Source organism: Chitinophaga niastensis (assembly GCF_003014755.1).
Classification (GTDB): domain Bacteria; phylum Bacteroidota; class Bacteroidia; order Chitinophagales; family Chitinophagaceae; genus Chitinophaga; species Chitinophaga niastensis.
The window spans coordinates 927,804-942,086 of sequence record NZ_PYAW01000002.1 but is presented as its reverse complement, the minus strand read 5'-3'; the positions used below and the strand labels follow the sequence as shown (position 1 = coordinate 942,086).

At 42.0% G+C, this 14,283-nt stretch carries 14 protein-coding genes; 3 read left to right on the top strand and 11 right to left on the bottom strand.

The features are described from left to right. Positions 1 to 22: 22 nt before the first annotated feature. The 6 genes from CLV51_RS12460 to CLV51_RS12435 form a co-directional block, all read right to left on the bottom strand. Positions 23 to 589, bottom strand: a complete 567-nt coding sequence (locus tag CLV51_RS12460; RefSeq protein ID WP_106528354.1) for a YceI family protein — start codon at positions 587 to 589, stop codon at positions 23 to 25. A 49-nt stretch (positions 590 to 638) separates the two neighbouring features. Continuing rightward, on the bottom strand, positions 639 to 1,256 hold the full coding sequence (locus CLV51_RS12455) for a hypothetical protein (RefSeq protein ID WP_146151273.1): 618 nt from the start codon (positions 1,254 to 1,256) through the stop codon (positions 639 to 641). A 106-nt stretch (positions 1,257 to 1,362) separates the two neighbouring features. Next, positions 1,363 to 3,006, bottom strand: a complete 1,644-nt coding sequence (aspD, locus tag CLV51_RS12450) for an aspartate 4-decarboxylase (RefSeq protein WP_106528352.1) — start codon at positions 3,004 to 3,006, stop codon at positions 1,363 to 1,365. Between the two features lie 17 nt (positions 3,007 to 3,023). Continuing rightward, entirely contained in the window at positions 3,024 to 4,070 is a 1,047-nt protein-coding gene (locus CLV51_RS12445) for a type II asparaginase (RefSeq protein ID WP_106528351.1), read from the bottom strand. A gap of 186 nt (positions 4,071 to 4,256) precedes the next feature. Continuing rightward, positions 4,257 to 4,682, bottom strand: a complete 426-nt coding sequence (locus CLV51_RS12440; protein ID WP_106528350.1) for an SRPBCC family protein — start codon at positions 4,680 to 4,682, stop codon at positions 4,257 to 4,259. 59 nt (positions 4,683 to 4,741) lie between these two features. Then, positions 4,742 to 5,644, bottom strand: coding sequence for a helix-turn-helix domain-containing protein (locus tag CLV51_RS12435; protein ID WP_106528349.1), 903 nt, complete (start codon positions 5,642 to 5,644; stop codon positions 4,742 to 4,744). 177 nt (positions 5,645 to 5,821) lie between these two features. On the opposite strand from CLV51_RS12435, the gene CLV51_RS12430 reads away from it, so the two are divergent. The 3 genes from CLV51_RS12430 to CLV51_RS12420 all read left to right on the top strand — a co-directional run bounded on the left by CLV51_RS12430 (position 5,822) and on the right by CLV51_RS12420 (position 9,490). Further along, entirely contained in the window at positions 5,822 to 6,808 is a 987-nt protein-coding gene (locus CLV51_RS12430; RefSeq protein WP_106528348.1) for an aldo/keto reductase, read from the top strand. Positions 6,809 to 6,944: 136 nt separating this feature from the next. Continuing rightward, a complete protein-coding gene (locus CLV51_RS12425; protein WP_106528347.1) occupies positions 6,945 to 7,574 on the top strand; it encodes a class I SAM-dependent methyltransferase in 630 nt (209 codons plus the stop codon). Between the two features lie 176 nt (positions 7,575 to 7,750). Then, complete coding sequence (locus CLV51_RS12420) at positions 7,751 to 9,490, top strand: hypothetical protein (RefSeq protein ID WP_106528346.1); 1,740 nt, start codon at positions 7,751 to 7,753, stop codon at positions 9,488 to 9,490. 1 nt (position 9,491) lies between these two features. Here the strand turns inward: CLV51_RS12420 and CLV51_RS12415 are convergent, their stop codons facing one another. The 5 genes from CLV51_RS12415 to CLV51_RS12395 form a co-directional block, all read right to left on the bottom strand. Next, a complete protein-coding gene (locus tag CLV51_RS12415; protein ID WP_106528345.1) occupies positions 9,492 to 10,214 on the bottom strand; it encodes a LytR/AlgR family response regulator transcription factor in 723 nt (240 codons plus the stop codon). Continuing rightward, on the bottom strand, positions 10,211 to 11,278 hold the full coding sequence (locus tag CLV51_RS12410; RefSeq protein ID WP_106528344.1) for a sensor histidine kinase: 1,068 nt from the start codon (positions 11,276 to 11,278) through the stop codon (positions 10,211 to 10,213). The genes CLV51_RS12415 and CLV51_RS12410 overlap by 4 nt, the downstream gene beginning before the upstream one ends. Positions 11,279 to 11,389: 111 nt before the next feature. Beyond that, positions 11,390 to 12,295 (bottom strand): ABC transporter ATP-binding protein, encoded by a 906-nt coding sequence (locus CLV51_RS12405; RefSeq protein WP_106528343.1) that lies wholly within the window; start codon positions 12,293 to 12,295, stop codon positions 11,390 to 11,392. A gap of 104 nt (positions 12,296 to 12,399) precedes the next feature. Continuing rightward, positions 12,400 to 13,131, bottom strand: a complete 732-nt coding sequence (locus tag CLV51_RS12400; RefSeq protein WP_106528342.1) for a LytR/AlgR family response regulator transcription factor — start codon at positions 13,129 to 13,131, stop codon at positions 12,400 to 12,402. Between the two features lies 1 nt (position 13,132). Continuing rightward, positions 13,133 to 14,134: a sensor histidine kinase gene (locus CLV51_RS12395; protein ID WP_106528341.1), complete on the bottom strand. Its 1,002-nt coding sequence runs from the start codon at positions 14,132 to 14,134 to the stop codon at positions 13,133 to 13,135. Positions 14,135 to 14,283: the final 149 nt, after the last annotated feature.

Below are 14,283 nucleotides of genomic sequence, written 5' to 3'. Positions count from 1 at the left end.
GGGCCGGTCGTCTGTTGCCTGCTTATTGCTTATGTCCTAAAATGGCCAATACCACAGTAAGCTTATCATCAATCGCATTATCAGGTCCCACCTGGAAGTCCTTGCGATTGATCGTGAAAGTTGCCTTAAAAAGGCATCCCCCATTTGACATAGTAGCCGTAAACGGGAAGGCAATCTTTTTTGTGATGCCTTTTATCGTTAAGCTGCCCAATAGTTGGTAAGTATCCGGCTTATCTGTGGCAGTGATGGAAGTAGAAGAAATATGTATAGCAGGATATTTATCTGTATTAAAATATTTCTCCGCCTGCAAATCCTTATCCCGCTTATCAATACCGGTACTGATTGTTTTAACAGCTACAGTGGCTTCAATAGCGGCAGATTTGAGATCCTTCGGATCAAATTTAATATCTCCTTTCAACCCTTTAAAGTAACCGTTAACGGTAGTACTGAAGATAAGATGATTCACAATTTTGAACTGCACTTTTGAGCCCTCATCAGCAGGGATATAGTGCTGTGCAGATAATTTAACTGCGGCCAATATGCATACGCTCAACAATAGTATGCGGCTGATGGACGAATGTATGCTCATATAAGGTAGTTTATAACAATTATGCGGCTATAATGATGCCAGTAAATAATTAAGGCAAAGTTGGGTTATGCTCCGGTCTTGCCAGATGATAGCCCAGATATACCAAATACATCCCGTAAAATGTAGTAGTAGTGCCAAGTCCCAGGCCCACAAAAATTAATACACCGGCATCTGATATAGTATGCAACAGCGTCATAATAATGCCGCCCAGTGCAAAAAGACAAGCCCAGGTAGCCACATAATAATCTATTTTCCTTTCAAAAATCACTCCCATAGGATAAAAATGGAGGCCTACAATTAAAGCGACAGCAGGGATAGCAAACCTTTCCTGGCCTGATAAGTAGAGTGGAATTAATACTATTGGAATAGCAACACCTTCTGCACCGAAAATGATCCCATACCACTTGCTTATTCGTTTTCCTTTCTGTTTATCAGCTGCTGTAACCACATCAGGAAAACGTTTTGAAATGACGAATAAATAGCTGCCATAACCAATCATTATCAGGCAGGGGACCGCAAATATAATCAGTACCAGGTGGTGATCACGACCCTCAAATCCGCCTGTTGTGATGCCAGCCCACATCGATGTAAAAAGAGCCATTAGTAACATGCCACCGGCTATAGCCCGAACGACTGGTTTTGGGAAAATTTTTGCGGAGGGATTCATGTCACCAAGTTGAGGATTTATTAACGAATATCCAAATCCCAAAAGCATCAACGGACTGCTCTTGTGAAGCAACCCGCTGATTATCTGATCATCACGAAATAATTGATTATTGTTTTTTAGCTTCTTCTTTAAATGCGCTTACATATTCGCGCATGATCTCTGTGATGCTTTGCCCTATCAGGGTATACGTATCTGTGGGCAGATTGGCCAGTGATACGCGGATAGACCATTCCGGCCCACCAAAGCCGCCACCGTTCAATAATACCACCGCTGTTTTTTCTGCCAGCCGGAAAAGAATATCAGTGGGCTGCATTTTCTTTTTCAGCCACCGGGTAAAGTCATCTCCATAAACCTTACTGGCCCAGGACGCAATGTCTATTTCTGAATAATAGCCGGTGTTTAACGGATCTGTTACCTGCTCCAGTTCTAACTGATCCCACAATAACTTTAAGCGTTTATGCACCAGCTCCTGCGTGAGATGCTTGTATTTATTTTCTTTGTCCAGCAAAGCAAACAAACTGAATAAAGTCATTTGTGTTTGTTGCGGCAAAGACAACCCTGCTGTATGATTCAGCGCTACCTGCCTGCTATCGGCTACCATACGGTCGATGAACTTCAATTTTTCAGGATGCAGCGTAGTGGTGCTATAACGTTTCGCCAATTCCTTTTTGACTGTAGCTGGCAATGCTGCTATCAGCTGATCATAAATATTTTCCTGGTGAATAGCGATCACGCCTAAACGCCAACCGGTACATCCAAAATATTTAGAGAACGAATACACACAAATAGTATTGAACGGGATGGCTGATAACAGAGAATGAAATCCGTTTACAAAAGTGCCGTAAACGTCGTCCGTTACAATCATGAGGTGAGGGTTATCCCGCTTCACAATGTCTGCCAGCTTAGTCATAGTAGAAGGCTGTATCGCCCTTGACGGTGGATTGCTGGGATTCACCGTAAACAATACTTTGATCTTCGGATCTTTCAATTTCTCCAGTTCTTCATCCGGATATTGCCAGCTATGCCGTCCTTCTTTGGTTTCACCCGCCGCGTTGATGTATACCACTTCAAACTGGTAACGTTCCAGTTCAGGAATTTCCAGGTATGGTGTAAAAGTGGGTACCATCAATGCAATTCTGCAGCCATGCGTGAGCAGCTTATTCTGCATCAGCGAATCAAAAATATAGCACATAGCCGCTGTGCCGCCTTCCACCGCAAACAAATCAAATTTACCTTTGACTGATTTATCGCCACACATTTCCTGTACAATGTAATCATGTACAATGGCCTCCATGTGCGACAACATACGTCCCGGTACCGGATACTCATTCCCGATCACACTTTCCGCTAATTCAAATACCCATTCATCTTCTACAAAATCATGCTGCTGCAAACCATATAAATAGGCTTCCTGCAACAAAGCCGCACCGGATACATTTTTATGCAGCGCTAAAAAACTTTTAAACCGTTCTGCTATCCCGCTCTTTTCCGGTACGCCGGCAAAGCCATTATTTTCCGCCATGTTCCTGCGGCATTCTGCAATGCCAAACTGCCCCAGTAAAAAAAATGCTTCTCTGGGTACTGTAGCCACCCAGTTGGGATTGCCACGTCCCGCATTCAGCATTATTTCTGTGCTTTTTTCTGCTTTGTGCTGCGCCAGCGATATCAGCGTATTTTTTAATTCAAAAGGGCTCAGTTTCTGCAACGCAAGCTGCTCTGCAACGGTAGTTTTTATATAAGACAGTGACATAACTTATTTTTGATCGGTTAATACTTGAAGAAGTAACTCTGCAAAATGTCTTTATTGCTGGTTTGCGTAAGCCCGAGCATTAATAATAGCCTTGCTTTCTGCGGATTAAGATCATCACTCACAAGGGTGCCTAATGTTTTGTCATCCACTTCATCATAAAGCGTAACCCTGCCGGAGCCTACATGAGAAGATCTCACCACTATCACTCCTTTTTTAACGGCAGCATCAATAGCATCGTAAAAGGCTTTATTAAAATTACCATTCCCAACACCCGCTATGATAATACCTTTGTAACCTTCTTTCACAAAATGCGCAACAACACCTCCATCAGCATCTGCATCCATATAAGCAATACCAACTTTAGGCAGTGTTGTTAATCCTTTAATATCAAACGGGGTAGCTTTATTAGCAGCACGAACAGCGTTTAAATAGTAGATTACTTTACCGTCATATACCTGTCCAAGTGGCCCCAGGTTAGGAGAACTAAAAGCATCTACCTTGGTGGTATTTCCTTTTACCACATCCCGGCCATCAAAAATACTTTCATTAAACACCACCAACACCCCGCGGCCATTGGATTTGGGAGAAGCAGCCACCGTTACGGCATCATATAAATTTTTGGGGCCATCAGCACTGATAGCAGTAGAAGGACGCATAGAACCCGTGAGGACTACCGGCTTATCATGACGTACGGTGAGGTTCAGAAAATAAGCGGTTTCTTCCTGTGTATCCGTACCATGTGTAATCACAATACCTTCTGCTTCGTTATTGGTAAATATTTCGTTGATCCTTTTGTTCAGCTTCATCCAGATCTCTATCGTCATATCCTGACTGCCCACATTGGCAATTTGTTCTCCCGTGATATCAGCAATTTTTTCAATACCTGGCACCGCAGCCAGCAGCGATTTAATGGGCACTTTCCCGGCGGTATAAGCTGCCCTGTCGGCTGAAGCACCCTCTCCTGCAATGGTACCGCCAGTAGCCAGTATGATAATACGGGGCTTCTGGGCAAACGATGTTAAGCAAACAAATAATACGATAATGAGCGCAAATAAGGGTTTCATATATATTGCTTTTATGGCCAAAAGATTGTTACGGTAGGACTTGTCAAATCATAAGAACAAAAAAGAAATGGGATTGTTAAGGATAATTGATTTTTTTGTTTAGGCCTGGAGTTATATAAATAAAAAATGGAGCAGGAAATGCCGCCCGGCCATTCCTGCTCCATCAATACCTGCTATCAGCAGCAATTAATTTGCTTCCACTATTTTTTTCAGTCCGGCCAGCACATTTTTCCAGTTCTCAACAGAATGATCATATGCCTCCTGATTTTTGAAATTCACCTGCGTAACGGTGAGGTTGGTCTCCCCGTTGTGGTTATCGAGATGATAAACAATAGTGGCATAATTCTGCGGAAGATCTTCCGTACCGGAACTCAGATAGCTGAATGATAATAATTTTTCCTTTTCTATGTCAAGGATTTCCCCTTTCTCCACATAGGTATTTCCTTCCCATTCGCCGGAAAAAGTAATAGGGCTTCCCTTTTTCCAATCGGTATTTACATCTGTTCCAAAAAAGTATTGTTTAATGAGTGCTTTGTCAGTTAAAGCGGTCCATACTTTTGAGGCTGGGGCATTGATCCCGATTGATTCCGCTAATTTCAGTTGTTTATCCATAATATTGTTGTTTTAACAGATTACAATATTAAGCAGCCGGCTTTTATGCCGATTGCACATTACGGATTAATTCTAACAGAATTAGGTGTGATGCCAAATTTTTTCTTGTAGGCATTATTAAAGTGCTGTGGGGTAGAATATCCCAGCTCATAGGCTATTTCTGCCGAGGTTTTGCGGGTATCCTGCAAATAATGGGTAGCCAGCTGCAGCCGCTGCCCGGTAAGATATTCAAAGACGGTGGTCTGGAACGTTTCCTTAAAGCCACGCTTTAGTTTGTATTCGTTTAGCCCTACCAGTTGTACTATTTCACTCAGGCCGGGTGGGTTATCCAAACGCCCGTTGATTAAATCTCTCACGGCTATTATCTTCTCTTTATCAGTTTTATTTTTTATAAAGATATCCTTCTTGTCAGCCGCATAATTATAGGCTTCCACAGATAACACCAGCAGTTCGATACTTTTTGATAATAAGAATAATTTTTTGAGATGATCATTATACCTGCAATGCAGGATCTGGCTGATCACCTGTTGTATGGAAACATCTATAGGTCCCCAGTTTTCAGAAAGCAATACACTTTTCCCATTCATCACATCTTCACAAAAACGTTTCATATAATCGTTACCATCTTTTGTAAACCCGATGAACAGTGCTTTGGGAAACTGAATACCAAATGTTTCAATCTCCGGTGTTTTATTATCTACCACAATATCAAAACCGTTGGAGTACATGATATTGTGGTGCCCGCCGATCAAATCAAACGACCGGTCCAGCTGCCGGTAGGTAAACCTATAATCTCCTTTCAATCCGAAATGCAGCCGCACCACATCCGTTAGATTACTGGCTGTCAGCTGATCAGGCCTGGTGTAGTTGGTGAGGGTATGGGTCAGCCTGATATCATCACAATACCAGTCGGTGATGGTAGTGGTGAAATGATCTGTAATAATGGCTTGTTTATTATCCATACAATAAGCTGATTTCAGCAGGTAAAATTACTGAATAATTGTACAGGAGCAGGAATAATGCTTAACTTTAATAATCTTTGACATGCACAATTATTGCTGTTATTTTCACAAGTGACCATCACTTCCCCGCGCTACCTTTGTCAGATCAAACTTTACCATTCAAAAATAAGCTGCTATATGAAATACAGAACATTAGGAAAAACAGGTGTACAGTTATCAGCCATAGGATTGGGCTGTATGGGCATGAGTCATGCATATGGCGAGCCGGATGATGTAGAATCAATAGCCACACTGGAAAAAGCACTGGAGATAGGCATCAATTTCTGGGATACCGCCGACATATACGCCAACGGCAAAAACGAAGAATTGGTAGCCAAAGTACTGAAACCCAACCGCAGCAAGATTTTCATTGCCACTAAATTTGGATTTGTAAGCAATCCGGCGGAAAAAGGTGTTGCCTTTGATGGCTCCCCTGCTTACATGAAAAAGGCCGTGGAAGCCAGTTTAAAAAGATTACAAACTGATGTGATCGATTTATATTACGCACATCGCATAGATCCTAACGTACCCGTGGAAGAGATGGTTGGCGCTATGGCTGATTTAGTGAAAGAAGGCAAAGTACGCTACCTCGGCCTGTCCGAAGCATCCGCTAACACCTTACGCAAAGCACACGCAATACATCCCATCAGTGCCTTACAGAGCGAATACTCTTTGTTAACACGGGATGTAGAGAAAGATATATTACCTGCCTGCCAGGAACTGGGCATTTCATTCGTACCATTTAGCCCGCTGGCAAGAGGCCTGGTGACCAATACAGTGGACATTGCACACCTTGGCGACAACGATTTCCGTAAATCGCTGCCCCGTTACCAGGAAGAACATGCCGAAAACAACAAACAGCTGATAACCGGCTTTGCTGATATGGCTGCTTCCAAAAACTGCACCCCTGCTCAATTAGCACTGGCGTGGGTATTGGCACAGGGCGAATACATCATCCCTATTCCGGGCACCAAAAGAAGAAAATATTTACTGGATAACGCAGGCTCCGTAGAGGTAACCCTGAATGCGGCAGACCTGCAAAGCCTTGAAGCACTATTGCAAGCCTTCCCTGATACCGGCGACCGGTACAACGAATCACATTATAAACTGGTAGATAGAAGTTAAAAAAAGCTGTTAGCTGTTAGCCTTTCGGCAGGCTAACAGCTAAATATTATGATCACGGGGCAAGATCATCAACCGGGTTACCGGCCCTATCAGTGACTTCCTGAAACCTTGGTCAGCATTTGAAAAATACCCGCATATGGATAAAAACAAAACTGCAATAAGTATATTCAATAAATGTGCGAACGAATATCAGGATAAATTTATGGATATAGATTTATACAATGATACGTTCGATTTGTTTTGCAACAACATTGTAAAAGAGAATGCCCATATTCTGGAGATAGCTTGTGGACCAGGTAATATCACTAAATATCTACTGAAAAAGCGGCCTGACTTTAAAATCCTGGGAATTGATCTATCACCCAATATGATCGGCCTTGCTAAAATTAATAATCCCACAGCTGAATTTCAGTTGATGGATTGTAGAGATATTGGTAAGATTGATAAAAAATATGATGCGATAATGTGCGGTTTTTGTTTACCGTATCTGTCAAAAGAAGAATCTGTAAAACTAATAAGTGATGCCGCCGGATTATTAAAATCAAATGGTGTACTTTATTTAAGCACAATGGAGGATGATTATAGCAAATCAGGATTCAAAAGATCAGCTGCCGGTGACCAAATGTACATCAATTACCATCAGGCAGATTATTTGACGCGTGCCCTCAAAGAAAATGGTTTTAAAATTATAGATGTACAGCGTAAGGATTATCCATCGCAGGATGGAACAAAAACCACAGATTTATTGATAATAGCAGGAAAATAAAACAGCCTATCACCCAAAAGACAGCATTCAGCTGGATTAGTTTACTGCCCGCCAACCTGTTTGATTATGGCCATTGGTATAAAAACATCCCCCTTTCGTATAAAATCCTTCCCTGTACACCCGGATCCCCGTACATTTAGAGGATTGACCCAAAACAGCCTTACAACTTAGTTACTATGAAGAAGATCCTTTTCTTTTTACTACTCTTTTCTTCCACTGATTTATTTGCGTACAAGTATGGAGAGCATAAGGAAATAGGCGATAAAGCTTTTGAAAAATTTATACTGGGTATACATAACAGTCCCTATGCAGCGTTGTTTCTTAAGTACCTGAACATGGAAAGTGACAGTCTTAAGGGGAATTATTATTTCCGGGAGCTCTCCTGCGAAGGCGGCCACCTGATTTCTTATGGCGTTTTAAATGGCCTTAGTGGCGACCACGAAAGTAATCCTTTAGTGCTGGAGGAACAGCTGCGATTCAGGAATTCCGTTATTCAACGTATTATCGCTTTACATAACCTGTATATCGCCACCGGAAATCCGGCGGCGCCTGATAGTAAACTAACCAAGCTGGATTTTAATTACGCCCTGCAGGCAGCCTTTAATATCTCTCATTTTTATGAGTATAAAAAAACATTCCAGGAACAACTGCGTTTGTTTGATAAAAGCATCGTTAAACAATGTGAAACACCATCGCTGGTAGCGGAAGTGTTTAAGAAACTGGGCAAGACCAATGCCATCAATATGTATGTAACATTGCATACGCTGGCCATTGACTTAGCGGAGCAAAGCGGTGGTTTGGCAGCAACACATCCCGCAGAAGCTAAAAAATTATTGTTCTATGCTTTTCTTTTTAATGGATTTGCGGATCATTTTCTGGAAGATGCTTTTGCCGCCGGGCACCTGGTGGTAAACAGAACAATACTGGCGTCCATCACCAATAATAAAGCGCTGCACGACTTCTACTGCAAAAACGGTTGTGTGGTGGTGAATAAAAAAGCAGAGATCTGGCATGCCTACGGCGATGGAGAATTTAACAACGACCATAGTAGCTGGGCAAGACAATCATCACTGCAAAATGTACAATATACCACCTACACCCAGGAATCAGAAAGGGTCATAGAAGCGGTACACTTATCGCTGGACGATATCTGGCAGGCTTTCCACAAATCGTATACAGATACACGTTATACCCCGTTTATCAATACCATTCCGGATGACAAGAAGCAACAGGCAAATTTCCTGATCAGTAATATTCCCAGCCTGGCACTTGTTCCGATACCTTACAATTCTGATCTGTCTACTTTATTTGCTGATCAGCAGCAGATTACCCCTGCCATGCGAAAAGCCAATCAACCCCTGGCATACCGCAACTTTGTACGCAGCCGCGTAGCTAATTCGCTGGTGATAGGCACTTACGGCAATGGCTTTACCAATGCATATTTCAAGGGAGTAGATTTCAGATTTAATATCGGTAATTTCAGCAACAATTATTCCTACAACAGTAAAGGCGGTAAAAAAGGTACTTTCGATTACTGGCTTGGTTATACGGTGAGCTACAGTCTTTCTAAAACAGGCCCGGAGAAAGGTATCCGGGACCTTCCGCTCACACAGCAGGTACGGGCAGGCGTCAGAAGTAACTTCGACCTTTGGGTAACAGATAAAAAATTTATCGGGTTGTATAACTATACAGAAGCAGGGATACAATTCATTGATAAAAGAGCCAGCTTTGTATTTGTACCGGCAATAGGTTTTCAGCTGGCATCATTAATTAACCTGAACTATTACAATATGCCTGTATGGCTGCGCATACCGGCGCAATACTTCCTTCCATTAAAGTTCACCTATTGCGCTGTGCTTTCACCACATAAACCCACTAATTATTATTCAGGACTGGAGATGGATATTTTCTTTTGAACTATCTGCTTAATAATTTCTTCTTTACAAATTCATCAAAAAAATAAGCACGGTAATTATTACCGATGGAAATCTCATGCTGGTTAATATAAATAGTATTATTATCGAAAGTGGTGATACTGCCTACATTGATGATATATGATTTACTTACCCGCACAAATAAATGCGATGGCAACTGATCATAAATAGTTTTGATATTCATGGCAGTGATTATTTTCTTATCCTGTACCTGCAGCACTACATAGTCTTTCAGCCCCTCAATAAATAAAATATCTTTAAACAGTACATGAAAGAATTTACGGTCTGCTTTTACATACATAGAATCAGACGCTACAGAGGCAGTACTGTTGCTGGTATGCTGTACGTCCAGTAATCCCTGGTACACCAGGGCTTTGTTCACAGCTTTTTCAAACCGCTGCTGGTGAACGGGTTTTACGAGGTAATCGATGGCATCTACTTCGTAGCTGTTGAGCGCATATTCAGCATAAGCAGTAGTAAATATGACCAGGGTTTGCGGAGAAATAGACTTTGCAAAATCAAGTCCGTTCATACCCGGCATTTCAATATCTAAAAAAACAAGGTCCACTTTATTCAGCGATAAAAATTCCGCAGCAGACCCCGCATTATTAAAACAACCTTTCAGATTCAGCCGCGGATTGGCTGCCACCAGCAATTCTATGCCTTCCCGTGCCAGGGGTTCATCATCTACAATAATGCAGTTCATACGGGTATGGTTAAAGTGATGCTGTAATGATCGCTGTGATCATCTATCTGTAATGTATGCCGATGCGGATACTGCAAATCCAATCTGCGTTTCACATTGGCTAATCCCAGTCTGCCATACTTTTTCATCAGCTCGGGTGCAGCAGCGGGTTTCGAATTAATACAGGTAAAGATCAGCTTATCCCGTTGCCGCTCAAAATCCAACTGAACATACGATTTTTTGATGGAATCAACACTGTGTTTCACCGCATTTTCTACAAAAGTGATGAACAGGAATGGTGGTATCAGCAAGTCGCTGTTGGTAGCATCATAGGAAATTGTAAAGTCAAAATAATCACGACGTATCTTTTCCAGGTTCAGGAAATCATTCAAAAAATGGATGTCGGCACTCAGCAGCACCTGGCTTCTGTTACTATCGTATAGCTGGTAACGCAGCAGGTCTGATAGTTTGAGCAGGATCTGTGATGCCTTCACCGGATCCCGCTGTGTAAGCACATGCGCGTTGTTGAGCATATTGAACAGGAAGTGCGGATTGATCTGGCTTTTCAGCTCATCCAATTCAGCACTGAGTCGTGCGTTTTCCAGCTGGTTGATCCTGTGACTGTCCAATACCCAGCGCTGGAAGATCTTTACCGCTGTAGAAGCAGCAATGAAGATGCTGGTAATAATACCGAAAGAAAGTATGTCCATAGCAGTACTGTCATTTTTATCGGGCACCAGCCGGTATTGCGCCAGGATGGGCTTTAAAAGAAGTACGATACAAAAACAACCTATAATAACCACCAGTACCCACAGTATATACAAAAGGTATTTCTGCCTGAATAAAAATTGTGGCACCAGGTAATAAATGTTTATGTAAGGAATCATCACCAATAAAGAGAAGACGGCTGTTTTCAGTAATATTGTCCCAAACGGTGTCAATCCTGTTTTACCGGGAAACAGAATGATCAATAGCACAAAAAAATAGCATAAATGCCGATAGATCCGCATCCGGGGCTTCAGCAAAAAATTCAGAAAAGGATTTTTATAAATATCCTGCAGCGTGTCTATAGGAGCATCATTCATTGCTGTTAGTGTGATTTGGTGCTGATAGTATAAAAATAAGCAACCAGCTACATATTCCCCTATTTTTTAGACCAAAGCAGCGGGAAAGTATACTAAAGCAGGAAAAATCAGCTAGTTATTTATAATCTTAACAAAAAGATTTTCCAGGTCATCTTTTATCACAAAAATCTTATACACTTCAATACCTTGCTGATGCAGCAAGGCATTCAACTGCGCGGTGCGTTGCTGACTTTCAAATGCCACTGATATTTTTCCGTTGGCATACAGTGGCTCAAAATCATCTTTTAGTAACAGCATTGCTTTATCGGGGTCGTTTACTTCAATTTCAATACGGGCATGATTGGATTTTAATTGTTGCAGTGCGGACAATGTACCATTAAACAGTAGTCGCCCTTTATGGATGATACCCACATGGGTGGCCATCTTCTCCACTTCACTCAGCAGATGGCTGGAAATGAGGATGGTTTTGCCATGTGCAGTGTTCAGGTGGTGAATCAATGCACGGGTGGCAATGATGCCATTAGGATCCAGTCCGTTGGTAGGCTCATCCAGCACCAATAATTCCGGATCATGCAACAGCGCAACGGCAATGGCCAGTCTTTGTTTCATTCCCAATGAATAAGACCCGGCCTTTTTATTGCCTGCATCCAGCAAATCAACCATTTCCAGCACCTCATTAATGCGTTGCTTCGGACATTGATAGCTGCGCCGGAATACTTCCAGGTTCTCGCGCCCTGTGAGTTGCAGGTACAGGGATGGCTGCTCTATCAGCGATCCCACTCTTTTAAGGATAGCGATCCTGTTAGTGGCAATATCTGCTCCGAATAAACGAATGCAGGCATTCCTTTTTCTAAGTAAGCCCAGGAGCAGCCGGAGTGTGGTTGTTTTACCGGCGCCATTAGGACCTAAGAAGCCGTAAATGCTGCCACCGGGAATTTCCAGCGTAATATCATCCAGCACCAGTTGCTGCCCGAAATGATAGGATAAATGTTCAATCTGAACGATAGGCGTAGACATGAGATATTATTTATTCCGGTATAAAACTGGAGATAATATCCTGCAATAAAATAGTTATTCAACTAACCGATCAATTGTTTATACCAATAGTTATCCTTTTATCGCTACAATAAATTGTTGCTATTGATTAATTTCAAAAATGCTTCTTTATACATTTCGCCAATGGGTATCATTTCATTTTTGATGCGGATGGTATTGCGCTCAATCGCTTCAATCCTGTTAATGGCTACAATAAAGGACCGGTGCACCCGTGCAAAATCTGCTGCCGGCAATACCTCTTCCATTTTCTTTACATTTTGCAGGGTAATTATTTTGCCTGTGGTGGTATGAATAGCAATGTATTCTTTGCGCCCTTCGATATATAAAATATCCGGTATTGATATTTTCACCAGCTTATAATCTGATTTCACGAACAATACCTGTGCTGCTGCAGCAGCGGGCACTGGTTGCTGTTCCGGGGCGGCAACAGCAACCGGATAAATGGTATGTAATGCTTTGGTCGCCGCTTTTAAGAAGCGCTCAAAAGAAATAGGTTTCAGCAAATAATCCACTACGTTGAGGTCGTAACCATCCAGTGCAAAGTCGCGGTAAGCGGTAGTGAAAATCACTTTGCATTGTTCTCCGGCCAGTTGAATAAACTGGATACCACTCAGTTCCGGCATCTGAATATCTAAAAAAACCAGGTCGATATTTTGTTGCTGCACTGTATTCAATGCTTCCAGCGGATTCTTATGGGTAGCTACCAGTTCCAGGAAGGGCGTTTTTTTTATATAATCTGTTAATAACTCCAGTGGTAGCGGTTCATCATCAACAATCATACATTTTAAAACATGCATATCAGTTAGGTATTAACATTAATTTTATGGCATAGTAAGTATCATCTGTTGTTATTGCTAAAGTGTGCTTATCGGGATATAATAATCCCAGTCTTCTTTTTACATTTGCCAGTCCTATCCCGCCGGCACTGTCTTTATGTTCCCGGTTGATCTTGTTCCTGCAATAAAAAGATAATTGCTGTTGCTCCATTTTCAGCTGCATGATCACTGGTTCTCCTTCTTCATTAAGCACCGCATGTTTGAAAATATTTTCCACAAAAGGAATGAGTAATAACGGGGAGATGTTAGTCCGGGAAATATCTCCTTCCACGGATAACTGCAATGCGTTTGGGTTCGACATTCTTAAATGCTGCAAGGCAATCAGTTGTTCGATGTAGGCTACTTCTTTTGATAGTGGCACCTGCTCACTGTTACTTTCATACAGCATATATTGCATCATATCTGATAGCCGCATCACAGCATCGGCTGTTTTGGGAGATTGCTGATAAGCCAGCACATAAATACTGTTGAGTGTATTAAAGAAGAAGTGCGGATTGATCTGCGATTTCAGAAATGCCAGTTCTGTTTTCAGTTGCTGATTTTCCAGGTGCCGTTTAACCCGGTCGTTGCGGAACCAGTCGAGCGCAAACTGGTAAGCCACACTCACTGGCAATACCATACTGAGAACCCAGCCACTATGGAAAAAGAACTTCACTAATTTGAATCCCAGGCTGCCACCAGGATATGTGCCAAACAGGTAATTGATAAAAATGATCAAAGGCGTGTCTACCATCATCAGGCCTAACCAGCTAAGCAACAAGGGCCATACCTTTCTGTTCTTCATCCAGCGGGGAAAAATAATGAGCAGGCTCACATAAAAATTACCCACGTATAAAGCAAAAACAGTAAACCACCACGGAAGAAAGCTGATTTTACCGTGTATAAAACCGGGTGCCACCGCAGCAAATACGGCTACCAACATCCAGAAAATAATATGTCCTGCTATCAGCAGTTTCTTTGCCATGTTATAAAAGTAATCATATCAGGAACATGTCCATTGCCATTTCAATAAACGCGGGCATTATTTCTATCAACTCCTTTTCTTGCCAAACCAATCTCTGGTCTTATACTATTGCCTGTTAACGGATATATCCGCCTGTTTGGTTGAATTCA

Bases quoted from the DNA above. Each gene is read 5' to 3' on its own strand.
- CLV51_RS12460 (WP_106528354.1), bottom strand. From the start codon at position 589: ATGAGCATACATTCGTCCATCAGCCGCATACTATTGTTGAGCGTATGC.
- CLV51_RS12455 (WP_146151273.1), bottom strand. From the start codon at position 1,256: ATGAATCCCTCCGCAAAAATTTTCCCAAAACCAGTCGTTCGGGCTATA.
- aspD (WP_106528352.1), bottom strand. From the start codon at position 3,006: ATGTCACTGTCTTATATAAAAACTACCGTTGCAGAGCAGCTTGCGTTG.
- CLV51_RS12445 (WP_106528351.1), bottom strand. From the start codon at position 4,070: ATGAAACCCTTATTTGCGCTCATTATCGTATTATTTGTTTGCTTAACA.
- CLV51_RS12440 (WP_106528350.1), bottom strand. From the start codon at position 4,682: ATGGATAAACAACTGAAATTAGCGGAATCAATCGGGATCAATGCCCCA.
- CLV51_RS12435 (WP_106528349.1), bottom strand. From the start codon at position 5,644: ATGGATAATAAACAAGCCATTATTACAGATCATTTCACCACTACCATC.
- CLV51_RS12430 (WP_106528348.1), top strand. From the start codon at position 5,822: ATGAAATACAGAACATTAGGAAAAACAGGTGTACAGTTATCAGCCATA.
- CLV51_RS12425 (WP_106528347.1), top strand. From the start codon at position 6,945: ATGGATAAAAACAAAACTGCAATAAGTATATTCAATAAATGTGCGAAC.
- CLV51_RS12420 (WP_106528346.1), top strand. From the start codon at position 7,751: ATGAAGAAGATCCTTTTCTTTTTACTACTCTTTTCTTCCACTGATTTA.
- CLV51_RS12415 (WP_106528345.1), bottom strand. From the start codon at position 10,214: ATGAACTGCATTATTGTAGATGATGAACCCCTGGCACGGGAAGGCATA.
- CLV51_RS12410 (WP_106528344.1), bottom strand. From the start codon at position 11,278: ATGAATGATGCTCCTATAGACACGCTGCAGGATATTTATAAAAATCCT.
- CLV51_RS12405 (WP_106528343.1), bottom strand. From the start codon at position 12,295: ATGTCTACGCCTATCGTTCAGATTGAACATTTATCCTATCATTTCGGG.
- CLV51_RS12400 (WP_106528342.1), bottom strand. From the start codon at position 13,131: ATGCATGTTTTAAAATGTATGATTGTTGATGATGAACCGCTACCACTG.
- CLV51_RS12395 (WP_106528341.1), bottom strand. From the start codon at position 14,134: ATGGCAAAGAAACTGCTGATAGCAGGACATATTATTTTCTGGATGTTG.